We start from the raw sequence: 13,074 nt of genomic DNA on the forward strand, positions 1-13,074 counted from the left end.
AGATTTTTTTGACTAATAAGTTAACCTAGATATATACTGCAATTGACTAAGAGGTCAATGAGGAGGAATCGTAAAATGAAGGCCATTGAACTTATAGGCTTGACTAAAGTGTATAAAAAACAAGCAGCGATCGATCAAGTGAATCTTTCTGTAGAAAACGGTGAAATCTATGGTTTTATCGGCCCAAATGGTGCAGGAAAATCAACAACAATCAAAGCGATGTTGAATTTTACTTATCCAGATCAAGGAACTGCCACTTTACTTGGGTTGGATAGTATCAAAGATGCCAAAGAGGTTCGTAAACGCACAGGATATGTTTCGAGTGATGTACGATTTTATCCCCATATGACCACAGGTGAAATACTGCAGTATGTAGCTGATTTTCATCAAATAAAAAATAGCAAGCAACAAATCGATTACTTTATCGAGCTGTTCGATATTGATAGACAAAAAAAGATGTCCGAACTATCTTTAGGAAATAAAAAGAAAGTCGCTATCACGGCTGGTATTTTACCAAATCCAGAATTATTGATTTTAGATGAGCCGACCAATGGGTTAGATCCACTGATGCAGCATCGACTATTTGAAGAGCTGGAAAAATATAACCAAAAAGGCATGACGATTTTCTTATCCAGTCATGATTTAAATGAAGTGCAACAGCATGCACACCGGGCAGCATTCATCCGTCAGGGGAAAATCATCACCGTTCAAGATATTACAAAAGAAAAATCACTTGGAAAAGTTATTACATTGATCGGTGATCATATTCCGTTATCGCTTTTCGAAAAGATGGGGGCAGCAATTTTAAAACATCAAGGAAACGAAACACGATTATTTTACGAAGGCGATCTTCATAAGGTTGTACCATTGTTAGGAGATGAGTCGATTGAAGACTTTACAGTCACCAATCCAGAACTAGAGGATCAGTTTATGGCATTGTATGAAGGAGGAGCTGCAAAATGATCACAGCCAAAATCGAAAGTAAGTCATTAGTCAAAGGATTAATTATTTGGACGATTCTATTTGCAGTGATTATAGTTGGATTTAGTGCCGTGTACCCACAAATGCACAGCTCAGAAATGAAAGAGTTGTTGGATGCAAAGTTAAATGGGGTGTCTCCTTCACTATTGAAAACCTTCAATATCAGCGTGAGTGGACAAGCAAGTTTTTTAGTAGCAACAGGTTTTTTTGCGTACTATTTTCAGTATATGTTCTTAGCAGCTTCTGTTTATGCAATGATGTTGGGAAGTCAGTCATTGATCAAAGAAGAAACGGACGGAACGATTGAATTTTTATATGCACAACCAGTAACGCGTAGCGGCATTGTTACAAGTAAGATAGCAGGAAACGTCTTTATCTTAGCAATTTTTTGGCTAGTATCATTTGCCGTTTCCTTAGGATCAACGTTAATATATCGGCAATCAACAGATTCAGTAACGACGATCATCCGAGAAATTGGGAAGATTTTTACGCAGGAAAGTTTGATTTTATTGTTTTTCTTGTCTTTAGGTTTCTTCCTTTCAACACTTTTAAAATCAAGTAAACAAAGTACGAGTATTTCTTTAGGGATCGTATTTGGCTTTTATTTGATCGGGATTTTTTCCGATTTGAAAGAATCATTTAATTGGGCCAAAAACATTTCTCCGACCCATCTAGGAATTCCAAGTAATTTGCTGGATAAAGGATTGTCGGTAGTAAGTGTTGGTGTCTTAAGTGTTTTGATTGTGTTATTTTTTGGTGGAACATATTTGGTTTATCAACGGAAGGATTTGAAAATCTAAGGTAATTTTATTAGACACCTTTCTGATAAAACCGACAGACTACATGAATCGTAATTGGAAACTGACGATTCAACTGTTATTAAAGACTGTCGTACAATTGCCTGTTAAAAAGGAGAGTTCTAAGCAGGATATCGTTCAGTTGATAGTAGGCGTAGTTAATCAAATTATTGAGGAAAGCCTTCCGTTTGGAAAGAAACATCCTGAAGCTAGTGAAGTTTTACGAATGTAATTTCTAGCAGAGTGGATGGAAGTATATATGGGGATTTTACAAACTGATTTTTTTAGAAAAAAGACAGAAGGAAAGTGAGCCTCATTTTCCTTTTGTCTTTTTATTTATGTTTTCAGCCAGTTTCATGAAGCGAGGAATCTGCTGACTAATTTCAGTTGGTAAGACAACATAACGTTTTTTACCCAATTCTTCACCAATCTGGCTATGAAGATACACTGCTGCACAAATTGCGGCTTCTTTATCAGGAAATTGAGCTAAAAAACCAGTGATCATGCCAGCTAAGGTATCCCCCATTCCCCCAGTAGCCATAGCTGGAGTGCCTAAGGGATTTCGATATTGTTCATTCGTCGTATAGATTTCAGTTCGATGGCTTTTTAACACGATCGTTGCACCTAATTTTTTTTGAGCTGCTTGATTATTATCTATCGTCTGATGCGTCAGCTTAAGACCGCTCAGACGCTGCCATTCCATTTGATGCGGAGTGAAAACTATGTGTTCTGGATAATTTAAGTGACTGTCGCTCTGAGCAAATAAGGTGATAGCAGATCCGTCAATCACAAGCCATTGAGTAGACGTTTGCTGTTGAAGAACCAGTTGCAACAGCTGTTGACTGTGTGAATCTAAACCTAGCCCAGGACCAATCAAGAGAACAGTTGCTGTACCTAATAACTCACTGACTGCTCGCGTAAGTGTCCAGTCAAGCACCATTGCTTCTGGTAAACGAGCATGCAGTGCGCTGTGATTATGTTTGGCTGTAATAACGGAAACCAATCCAGTCCCTGTTCTGACAGCAGCTTCGGTACTCATGATGATCGCGCCGCCATATGTTGCATTGCCGCCAACCAATACTGCACGTCCAAATGTTCCTTTGTGAGATTCTTGTGGACGTGGCTGGATCACTGCGGTTAAATCGTCTCTGGTTAAGTCTTTCATCCCGATAGTCTCCTTTAATTGCTTTTCTTTTAGTATAAATCTGTTTTGGAACAAGAGCAAAAGATTATGAAAAAACTATTTCCGCCTTTTTCTTTTAAACAAGTTAGTGGTATGATGGGAAGGTAGAATAATGAATTGGAGTGACTAAAAAATGACAATTGATTGGCAAAAAGAAGTAGACGCACGTAAAGATGCGCTATTAGAAGATTTACAAAATCTATTACGCATCAATAGTGAGCGTGATGACTCAAAAGTAACACCAGATGCACCATTTGGACCAGGACCTGTTGCTGGCTTGAAGCATATGTTAGCTTATGGCGAGCGTGATGGTTTCGTTGTGAAAAATGTTGATAACTACGCTGGACATATCGAGTATGGTGAAGGCAACGAAACCTTAGGCATCTTCGGTCACATGGACGTTGTACCTGCTGGGGACGGTTGGGATACAGATCCTTATGAACCTGTCATCAAAGATGGTAAAATCTTCGCGCGTGGTTCAAGTGATGATAAAGGCCCAAGTATGGCGGCATATTATGCGTTAAGAATCATCAAAGATTTAGGCGTACCATTATCTAAAAAAGTTCGCTTTGTTGTTGGAAGTGATGAAGAAAGTGGCTGGGGTGATATGGATTATTACTTCAAACACGAAGAAAAACCTGATTTTGGTTTCTCTCCTGATGCAGAATTCCCAATCATCAACGGTGAAAAAGGAAACGTATCGTTATACGCTCGTTTTGGCGGATCAAGCCAAGGCGAATATGAATTAGAAAGCTTTAATGCTGGCTTACGTGAAAATATGGTTCCAGGTACGGCAACGGCTGTAATCACAGTTCCAACTGCCGAAGCAGCTGAAAAAATGCAAGGCGCATTTAGCGTATTTGTAGATGAGGAGCCAATTTCTGGCGAATTTGAAGCGAATGGTGCAACTGTCACAATCAAAGTTGTAGGAAAAGGCGCACACGGCGCTAGCCCTCAATCTGGGATCAATGCGGCAACATACTTAGCAGTATTTTTAAACAGCTATGCATTTGCTGGCGCAGCAAAAGAATTTATCCAGGTTGCTGCAACGCTTGTTCATGAAGATTTCTATGGTGAAAAATTAGGCGTAGCCTTTGAAGATACTAAGATGGGTAAATTAACAATGAACGCTGGTTTATTCGTCTTCAAGAAAGATGCTGAAGAAGGCAACTTTATGAGCTTGAATTTCCGTTACCCTAAAGGCACAACAGCTGCTGAATTAGAAGCGGGTGTGAAAGCTACAGCAGGTGCAATCGGTGCTGAAATCGTTCAAGGTGGACGTAACCAAGAACCACATTACGTGCCAGCGGATGATCCATTGGTTGAAACCTTATTACAAGTTTACGAAGATCATACTGGTCAAAAAGGCCATGAACAAATCATCGGTGGCGGAACTTACGGACGTTTACTAAAACGTGGCGTGGCGTATGGCGCAATGTTCCCAGGCTATACAGACACCATGCATCAAGCCAATGAATTTATGGCGTTGGATGATTTATTCCGTGCGACAGCTATTTATGCGGATGCGATTTATCGCTTAGCGAAATAAATAGCGCTACTATAAAAATAAAAAAATCAGAAAACCTGACAGACAGTTGTCAGGTTTTTTTCTGTACAATAGAAACAAGTCGTTAGAAACATCGGACATTTTCAAGTATACTTATAAACATATTTAAAAATAATGAAAGATTACCTAAAAATAAAGAGCATATGCATACAAGAAAAAAATGAGGTGAATAGATGATTAAATTTCAAAACGTATCAAAAAAATACAACGATCAATTTGTATTAGAAAACTTCGATGTTTCAATTGAAGACGGTGAATTTTTTGTCTTAGTTGGTCCAAGTGGAAGTGGAAAAACAACTACTTTAAAAATGCTTAATCGTTTAATTGAGCCAACAGATGGGGATATCTATTTTAATGACAGACGATTGATTGATTACAATTTAAAAGAATTACGCTTAACGATCGGCTACGTTCTCCAACAAATCGCTCTTTTCCCAAATTTGACAGTTGCTGAAAACATCGAATTGATTCCCGAAATGAAGCACTGGAGTAAAGCAAAAAGACGAGAACGAACGGAAGAATTACTCAGAAAGGTCAGCTTACCACCAGAGGAATACCTCCATCGGAAACCTGCTGAATTATCTGGTGGTGAACAGCAACGTATTGGGATTTTACGTGCGATTGCAGCCAAACCAGATATTATTTTGATGGATGAACCGTTCAGTGCGTTAGATCCAATTTCAAGAGGGCAATTACAATTATTGATCAAAGAACTACACAAAGAATTAGCGACTACTGTTGTTTTTGTGACCCACGATATGAATGAAGCGTTGCTTTTAGGTGATCGGATTTGTGTGATGAAGGATGGGCAAATCGTTCAAACCGATACACCGGAAGCTATCAAAAATCATCCAGCCAATGAATTTGTTGCGCAGTTCTTCCAACATGAACAGGCTAATTTAGAAAATTATTGTGCAGAAGATTTATTAGAAGCAGGATTTATTGAAGCTGGGCAAATAACCGGCGAAACGATAGTGAATTTAGGCACCGATTTACCAACTGTGATTGGCTTACTTGTTGATGGGAAAACAGTTGTACTAGTTAATGAGAAAGGATCTATCGGTGAAATCACAGATCGAACGATTTTACGCTTCTTAGAGACAAAGATAGAAAAAGGTGATCAATAATATGGGAAAACTGATAGAAACATTCGTGGCCCGCAAAGAAGACTTTATCCAAGCGGTTGTTGAACATATCCAACTATCGTTACTGTCATTATTGATTGCGATTCTTATAGCGATCCCGTTAGCGATTTTACTGACGAATTACAAAAAAGTCGCTGAATTTGTTCTGCAAATCACTGGGATTTTCCAAACGATTCCGTCACTCGCTTTATTAGGTTTATTGATTCCAGTTATTGGGATTGGCAGTCCGCCAGCCATTGTAGCGTTAGTGATTTATGCCCTATTTCCGATTTTGCAAAATACCTATACAGGATTGACTGAAATCGATCCTTCTTTAGAAGAAGCAGCCGAAGCCTTTGGGATGAACAAACGGGAAAAACTAATCAAGTTTGAGTTGCAGTTGGCGTTACCCTATATCATTTCAGGGATTCGTACAGCAACCGTTATGATCATCGGAACGGCAACGCTAGCGGCTTTGATTGGTGCAGGAGGTCTCGGAACATTCATTTTACTCGGAATCGACCGAAATAATGTATACTTGATCTTGATTGGCGCAATTTCCTCTGCTATTTTAGCGGTCTTGTTTAACTTTGGGATCCATTTGTTGGAAAAAGCCACGGTGAAACGGATCATAGCTGCATTCATGGTATTACTTGCACTATTAGTAGGTTCATTTGTCTACACCCATCAAGAAGCAGAACAAAAAGAAATTACGGTGGCTGGAAAGTTAGGTGCAGAACCAGATATCTTGATCAACATGTATAAAGAATTGATCGAAGCAAATAGTGATATCCACGTAAATTTAAAATCAAACTTTGGTAAAACCAGTTTCTTATTTAACGCACTAAAATCAGGTGAAGTCGATGTCTATCCTGAATTTACCGGAACAGTTCTTGAAACGTTTTTGAAAGACAATAAGAATACATCCAATGATCCAAGAGAAGTGTACGAGTATGCGCGAGATCAAATTAAAGAACAAGAAAACATGGATTATCTGGAACCAATGCAGTATCAAAATACCTATGCAGTTGCAGTCAAACGATCATTTGCAGAAGAAAATGATCTGAAAACCATCGAAGATCTTAAAAAAGTCGAAAGTCAGTTAAAAGCTGGTTTTACACTAGAGTTTATTGATCGTGAAGATGGGTATAAAGGCTTGCAAAAATTATATAACTTGAATTTAGATGTGAAGTCGATGGAGCCATCGTTACGTTACCAAGCAATCAATAATGGGGATGTGAATGTGGTAGATGCCTATTCGACCGATAGTGAACTAAAGCAATATGATTTGGTGATTTTAAAAGATAATAAACAACTATTTCCACCGTATCAAGGTGCGCCATTGCTGAAAGCTGAAACGCTTGAGAAATATCCGGAATTAAAAGAATTATTGCAGCCTTTAGTTGGTAAAATCACGGAAGAAGAAATGAGTGAGATGAATTATCAAGTCAATGTGGAGCAAAAAGATCCGGCGACCGTTGCACATGATTATTTGGTGGAGCATGGGATGTTGGAAAAATAATGGTTGATAGACGAAAAGGCACAACATAAGAGAGCTATCTATCTCTTATGTTGTGTTTATTATACTTTGTAAGGTATAATAAATGAGAAAGCAATCGCACTTAAGTGTGATTGTAAAAAAAAGCCAGTGCGGAAACACTGACTCTTTAGTTGAGTTTTGACTAAAGCTCGAAAGTGTACTACATTGCCACTATCTTACTTTAGCGGTTCAGATAGTGGTCTTTTTTTACTCAAAAATCGAAGTGATAAAAAGTTTAATCCCTTCGACAATATAGTAAGCCACAAGTGTGACGACTATTTTCGAAGCGATATCTTTTAACAAATCTTTCAAGGACCGCTTTTCCAATGTATTAAAGCAGGACAAAAGCGATAAAGACATATCTTTATGGCATCAACTCCTTTTTCAGAGCTTCAGCCGTTATTCAACTAGTTATAGTATGTCAAAAAATTGTATCGATAGTGTATTAAATATTTTACAAAATAATAACGAGCAAACAGTCAGCCTAGAAGAATGTTTATCTGATCGAATGCTACGGATTCTGGTAGATAGCATTCTATTTTAATGTACATATTATTGACTCAGGCAACTTGATTTATCAGTTCGTGCTGATTATTTTTGGCTTCAAAATGTCAAGTGACCACTTAACATCTTGAGGTGTCGGCTGTTTCCTCGTTACTATCATGGCTATAATAATCTGTCTATAAAAAAGGCTTGCTCCGTCAAAAGTTAGCACAAAATTGACAGATCATTATAGCAAAGTGAAGCGTGGTGAGAGAAGTTAGTTTTGCGGTAACTTCCTTAAAACGATTATTAAAATTTCAAAAAATCGTTGCTCCACCGTAAAATAGAACGAAAAAAAACGGTTCCGGACACCTGCCGAAACCGCGCTAAGTACAATTAAGAAGCATTGACCTGTTTTTGTCGTTAAACTCAGAACATCAGAAAAAACACTAGTAATTTCATGAAATATTGAGTAAAATAAAAACAGTCAATGAAAATTGACTAGGGCAACTTGTACATTCAGTCCGATCTGATTGTATAAGGCTCTGTGGGAGGACGACCAATCTTCCTGCAGAGTGCCTTTTTATTTTGTCTAGCTAAACGAGATTCGTTTGGCTAGATTTTTTTTCGTTCTATCTCATTCCATTTTAATTTAAGTGGGGTGGAGAGTCAATGGGGGAATGTAAGTTTGTGTGGAATTTTTTATTAATGCTTTTAATTAGTTTTTATCAGAAATATATATATAACTATTTGACGATTCTTGATATAATAATAAATGGAACGTACTTTAAAAATTAATTGAAGTTTTTGTGGAAAGGTTGATAAAATGATTGGTGAGTTAATTGGTACAACATTGTTGAAACATAATTTGGAGCAACTAAATGATCTTGTGATTGATGGCGTCGTTGAAAAATGGGATCAGTTCGAAACTAAATATAACAAGAATTTTAAGGATTATTTCGAAAAGTCGGTAGAAAAATATAATAAAGTGCGTACAATACTAAATGATAAAGAACAAGAACTAGTTAAAATTTTTCAACCTACATCTTTATATGAGGAATCAAAAAATGGAAGAGATATAACTCAAAAAAGAATTAAACCAGATGAGTTTTTATCCGTACTTGATGAAAAAAAGTGTGTATGGATCACAGGACATGGTGGTATTGGTAAATCAACATTGTTAAAACATACTATGTTAACAATCCTAATGGACGAGAAAAATAGTAAGAGTAAAATTCCAGTGTATATAGAACTTAGAAAATATAATCATGAAGAAGCTGAGAGAAGAAAAATAACGGAATTTATATATCATGAAATGACTGTACTAAATTTTGGTTTAGAGAAAGAATTATTTGATTTTATGCTTATGGAAGGTAGATTTACTTTTCTTTTTGATGCTTATGATGAAATAACTTCCGAGAGGTCTCAAATCTTTTTGACAGAATTCGACGATTTTTTGACTAAGTATGATAAAAATAATGTAATAATATCTAGTCGGTTTATGCCTTATGGTCATTTAGATAACTTTGTTGGTTTACATGAATTAAGAACTCACGGTCTTACACAAAAAGAGTCAGTAGATTTGATAAAAAAGACAGATTACTACGAGGATATTAAGCAAGAGTTTACAAAAAGTTTATCAGAAAGTTTATATGATGAGTATGAAACTATCGCTTCAAATCCAGTGCTGTTGCTATTGATGCTATCATTATTTCGAGAGAATTCTAATTTTCCAAAGAAAAAAAGTACATTTTTAATAAAGGCTTTTGAAGAGTTATTTGAAAGACATGATGGAAGAAAAATAGCATATTCTAGAGAATTCAAAACCAGTTTAACTAAATTTCAAATGATGAAAGTTTTTTCAGCTTTTTGTTTTTTAACTTATTTTGATACAAATGCGTCTAAAAATGAATTCAGTGAAGATAGTATCAGAAAGACTATACGAAAAGTAATGGATAGTTATTCCTGGCTTACTGACAATTCTGGAATTACAGTAGATGATATTATTTATGATCTGCGAGTTTGTCTATGTGTTCTTTACAAAGAAGGTGAATATTATTACTATGTTCATAATATTTTCCAAGAATTTTTTTCAGCTTATTATATATATATGCAAGGTGAAAAGGCTCAAGGAAAATTTTTAGAGAAATATATAATTAATGGACGTGGAGGAACTATTAGTCGGAATTTAAATTTCAGATTAATTCAAACGACTTTTGAGTATATCTATGAGCTAGATGATGCTGAAAATCAAAATGTAATTCGTTATAACTTATTATTACCTTTATTAGAATTAGTTGAAAAAAATCCTGAATTTGTTGATTATCTACAAATTAACAAGAATTTAGGATATGAGATTCAAGTGACAGAGGAAAGTATCGCTATAAGTCTTGAAAGAGGCCTTTTAGATAGTATAGAGGAGCGTGCATTATTACATTTGTATCGACTGTATAAATATAGGGGGAAGAATCTGGTGTTTGTCGGTAGGAAGAGCAAAGAAAAAATTTCTGAAAGTGAATATAAAGAAATAATTAATTTGGCTTCTGCTAAATTAGTGAAAGGTCAAATACTTAGGGCTAATACTGAAAGTCCCGAACCAAAAATTGTCGATTTAGAACGTTTAATTATCAGTATAGAGGATGTATTTAGGAATGATATATTAAAAAAATTGTATTCTAAAACTCATAAATATCGACAATTGACAGAACTTAATGGTTTGAGTGCTGATTTGAGAGAAGAGAAGAAACAGCGAGAAAATGAAGAGGTTAGCTTACTTTAAAGTGAAACTGAAATTTGAGGAACATAATCAATCAGGTTAGGAAAATTTCTTAACCTGTTTTTTTAATTTTAATATAAAGTAATTTTTACCAAAAAGAAATGCAAATTTCTCAAACTTTCGCTATAATAAGCAACTTCCATAAGACAACTTTTAAATAATAAAAAAATAAACTCAGCAAAGATGAGCTTTTACAAACTTAGATTAATCTTGAACTAAATCGATTTTCTTATAATTAAGAATCTCACTATCCATATAAAACTTGCAATAAATTGTATTATCATAAGTAACAACAATAGATTTCAGCTAATTAGAATAATAAATATAATTTATTTATTCCATTATCATACTTTTGATAAATCTATTTTTACATTAAGATGTGGTATAATTATAGTTATCAAATAAAGGAGGAATGCATTTATGAGTACACCAAGAGCTTTTATAAGTTTTGATTTCGACCACAATGAAGGAAATAAATTATACTTTATGGGGCAAGCAAAAAATTCAAGAACTCCATTTTCTATTCATGATTGGTCAGCCAAGTCTGCAATGCCAGAATGGCAGTGGGAACAGATTGTTGAGGATAAGATAAAAAAATGTAATATGGTAATTGTCCTTGTTGGCCGGTATATGGCGAGTGCTGTTGGAGTAAAGAAAGAAATAGAGATGGCGGCTAGAAATAATGTTCCCGTTTTTGGAGTATATGTTGATAATGCTAACTATTTGAGCAACCTACCTGTTGGATTGCCTAGATCTAGAGTTATTAACTGGGAATGGGTAAAAATAGCAGATAAGATTGATGACATGATGAAACAAGGAAAAAATTACTAATAGGGAGGGTTTCGATATGAGAAAAGCTTTGATTGTTGGGATAAATAATTATCCAAATTCCCCTTTGACGGGGTGCATTACTGATGCCACTAAGGTAGGTCAGCTTCTCGAATCTAATGGAGATGGCTCTCCTAATTTTGATATCAACATGCAACACGACGTCAAAACAAAAAGAGAGTTGACACAACTTATTAGAGAATTATTTTCTGGAGATTCTGATATTTCGTTACTATATTTTTCGGGACATGGGACGCCTGATGGTGGTGGGTGCTTAGTAACCCCTGATGCTACAGGTGAAGGAGATATGGGTGTGTCTTTGACTGAGGTACTGAGATTAGCGAATAAATCGAAGAGCAAAAATAAAATAATCATATTAGATTGCTGTTTTTCTGGAAAATTAGGTGAAAATGGACTTACTGGAACTAATGAGTCTGTGATCAGCCCTGGCGTTACGATAATGACAGCTAGTACGAGTGAGCAAGTTGCTATGGAGGGGGCGCTATCAAGTGGTGGTATTTTTACTAATCTTTTTGTGGAAGGACTAAAGGGGAGCGCAGCAGATATTGGTGGCAATATAACCCCAGCAAGTCTATATTCATTCGTAGACCAGTCTTTAGGAGCTTGGGAGCAACGACCTGTATTTAAAACTAACATTACAAAATTTCTACCTGTAAGAACTGTGGAACCTAAAGTTCCTTTAACAACCTTAAGAAAACTCTCACAGTATTTTCAAAATCCAAGTGATGAATTTGGTTTAGATCCCTCCTTTGAGTTTACTAATGACCCATTGGTGGAGCATAAATATGAAGAACCATATGCTTCTCAAGAGAATATAAATAAATTTAAAGAACTTCAATCGCTAGAAAGTGTTGGACTAATCGAGCCTGTAGGTACTGAACATATGTATTTTGCTGCAATGGAAAGTAGGTCATGTAAACTAACCGCTCTTGGACTTCACTATTGGCGATTGGCTAAAGACAAAAGGTTTTAAGGTGGATTATTATGATAATTACAAAGAGTTTCTTAAAAACTGAATCTGAAAAAAGAAATATTACTAATTTTAGCCAAAAGAAGATTCTTAGTGAAAATCTGGCTATTAAGAGTGTGAATAAAAATTACGATGTTTTTATCTCTCATAGTTTTTTAGATAAAGACTTAGTGTTGACACTTGTGAGACTTTTTAATGAAGCTGGGTACTCTGTTTACGTTGATTGGATTGAAGATATAGAATTGGATCGCTCAAATGTGACAAAGAAAACAGCTACTTTGGTTCGGTCTAGAATTTCTCAAAGCAAAAGTTTAGCCTACATTGCGACAACAAATATATCAAATTCAAAATGGTGTCCTTGGGAACTTGGGATTGCAGACGGTATGCTAAATGAGAAGGCTTCTATTCTACCTATTCTAGATAATGGTAGTAATTTTAATGGGCAAGAGTATCTAGGTATATATCCTCACATTGATTATCAGAAAGGCACTAATGGAAAACAAGAATTTTGGATAAATGATCCAGATGATTCCACTCAATACGTATCACTTAGAGCGTGGATAAACGGAAAGCAACCCTATAAACACCCGTAAAATAGTTAACTTTAGGCAACAAAAGCCCACAGCCTCAAAGTTTGTGCTTTCTGTGCATCTTCTCTTTGTTTCGTTTTACCCTGTGTATAATATAAAATAGTATACACAGGGATACTGAAATATAAAATTATAAATACTAAAAAGAATACGCCCATAATTAAAGGCCTTTGGAGGAATACACCCCAAAGGTCTTTAAATTATTACATTAATT

11 protein-coding genes are annotated in these 13,074 nt (G+C 35.7%); 10 read left to right on the top strand and 1 reads right to left on the bottom strand.

Features of this window, described 5'->3' with window-relative positions:
- Positions 1 to 75 precede the first annotated feature (75 nt).
- The 3 genes from IGJ50_RS01030 to IGJ50_RS01040 are packed head-to-tail and all read left to right on the top strand — an operon-like array spanning position 76 to position 2,010.
- Positions 76 to 963: an ABC transporter ATP-binding protein gene (locus tag IGJ50_RS01030; RefSeq protein WP_429948433.1), complete on the top strand. Its 888-nt coding sequence runs from the start codon at positions 76 to 78 to the stop codon at positions 961 to 963.
- On the top strand, positions 960 to 1,781 hold the full coding sequence (locus IGJ50_RS01035) for an ABC transporter permease subunit (protein WP_429948435.1): 822 nt from the start codon (positions 960 to 962) through the stop codon (positions 1,779 to 1,781). The genes IGJ50_RS01030 and IGJ50_RS01035 overlap by 4 nt, the downstream gene beginning before the upstream one ends.
- 43 nt (positions 1,782 to 1,824) lie before the next feature.
- Entirely contained in the window at positions 1,825 to 2,010 is a 186-nt protein-coding gene (locus IGJ50_RS01040) for a hypothetical protein (RefSeq protein WP_100630387.1), read from the top strand.
- Positions 2,011 to 2,091: 81 nt separating this feature from the next.
- Here IGJ50_RS01040 and IGJ50_RS01045 read toward each other — a convergent pair whose 3' ends face one another.
- Positions 2,092 to 2,943 carry an NAD(P)H-hydrate dehydratase gene (locus IGJ50_RS01045; protein ID WP_429948437.1) on the bottom strand — a complete coding sequence of 284 codons (852 nt, stop codon included), beginning with the start codon at positions 2,941 to 2,943 and terminating at the stop codon, positions 2,092 to 2,094.
- 151 nt (positions 2,944 to 3,094) lie between these two features.
- On the opposite strand from IGJ50_RS01045, the gene pepV reads away from it, so the two are divergent.
- From pepV to IGJ50_RS01080, 7 genes are all read left to right on the top strand, one after another.
- Positions 3,095 to 4,510, top strand: coding sequence for a dipeptidase PepV (gene pepV / locus IGJ50_RS01050; RefSeq protein ID WP_429948438.1), 1,416 nt, complete (start codon positions 3,095 to 3,097; stop codon positions 4,508 to 4,510).
- A gap of 191 nt (positions 4,511 to 4,701) precedes the next feature.
- A complete protein-coding gene (locus IGJ50_RS01055; protein WP_429948440.1) occupies positions 4,702 to 5,655 on the top strand; it encodes an ABC transporter ATP-binding protein in 954 nt (317 codons plus the stop codon).
- A gap of 1 nt (position 5,656) precedes the next feature.
- Complete coding sequence (locus IGJ50_RS01060; protein ID WP_429948442.1) at positions 5,657 to 7,174, top strand: ABC transporter permease/substrate-binding protein; 1,518 nt, start codon at positions 5,657 to 5,659, stop codon at positions 7,172 to 7,174.
- 1,327 nt (positions 7,175 to 8,501) lie between these two features.
- Positions 8,502 to 10,454 carry an NACHT domain-containing protein gene (locus IGJ50_RS01065; protein WP_429948444.1) on the top strand — a complete coding sequence of 651 codons (1,953 nt, stop codon included), beginning with the start codon at positions 8,502 to 8,504 and terminating at the stop codon, positions 10,452 to 10,454.
- A gap of 417 nt (positions 10,455 to 10,871) precedes the next feature.
- The gene (locus tag IGJ50_RS01070; protein ID WP_429948445.1) at positions 10,872 to 11,282 is read left to right on the top strand and encodes a TIR domain-containing protein; all 411 of its coding nucleotides are present in this window, start codon (positions 10,872 to 10,874) and stop codon (positions 11,280 to 11,282) included.
- 16 nt (positions 11,283 to 11,298) lie between these two features.
- Positions 11,299 to 12,273, top strand: coding sequence for a caspase family protein (locus tag IGJ50_RS01075; protein WP_429948447.1), 975 nt, complete (start codon positions 11,299 to 11,301; stop codon positions 12,271 to 12,273).
- A gap of 11 nt (positions 12,274 to 12,284) precedes the next feature.
- On the top strand, positions 12,285 to 12,863 hold the full coding sequence (locus IGJ50_RS01080; RefSeq protein WP_429948449.1) for a toll/interleukin-1 receptor domain-containing protein: 579 nt from the start codon (positions 12,285 to 12,287) through the stop codon (positions 12,861 to 12,863).
- Positions 12,864 to 13,074 lie beyond the last annotated feature (211 nt).

The organism is Enterococcus sp. AZ101 (genome assembly GCF_050499005.1).
In the GTDB taxonomy this organism is placed as follows: Bacteria; Bacillota; Bacilli; order Lactobacillales; family Enterococcaceae; genus Enterococcus_L; species Enterococcus_L ureilyticus.

Coding starts and splice junctions, on each gene's coding strand:
- IGJ50_RS01030 (WP_429948433.1), top strand. CDS start 76: ATGAAGGCCATTGAACTTATAGGCTTGACTAAAGTGTATAAAAAACAA.
- IGJ50_RS01035 (WP_429948435.1), top strand. CDS start 960: ATGATCACAGCCAAAATCGAAAGTAAGTCATTAGTCAAAGGATTAATT.
- IGJ50_RS01040 (WP_100630387.1), top strand. CDS start 1,825: ATGAATCGTAATTGGAAACTGACGATTCAACTGTTATTAAAGACTGTC.
- IGJ50_RS01045 (WP_429948437.1), bottom strand. CDS start 2,943: ATGAAAGACTTAACCAGAGACGATTTAACCGCAGTGATCCAGCCACGT.
- pepV (WP_429948438.1), top strand. CDS start 3,095: ATGACAATTGATTGGCAAAAAGAAGTAGACGCACGTAAAGATGCGCTA.
- IGJ50_RS01055 (WP_429948440.1), top strand. CDS start 4,702: ATGATTAAATTTCAAAACGTATCAAAAAAATACAACGATCAATTTGTA.
- IGJ50_RS01060 (WP_429948442.1), top strand. CDS start 5,657: ATGGGAAAACTGATAGAAACATTCGTGGCCCGCAAAGAAGACTTTATC.
- IGJ50_RS01065 (WP_429948444.1), top strand. CDS start 8,502: ATGATTGGTGAGTTAATTGGTACAACATTGTTGAAACATAATTTGGAG.
- IGJ50_RS01070 (WP_429948445.1), top strand. CDS start 10,872: ATGAGTACACCAAGAGCTTTTATAAGTTTTGATTTCGACCACAATGAA.
- IGJ50_RS01075 (WP_429948447.1), top strand. CDS start 11,299: ATGAGAAAAGCTTTGATTGTTGGGATAAATAATTATCCAAATTCCCCT.
- IGJ50_RS01080 (WP_429948449.1), top strand. CDS start 12,285: ATGATAATTACAAAGAGTTTCTTAAAAACTGAATCTGAAAAAAGAAAT.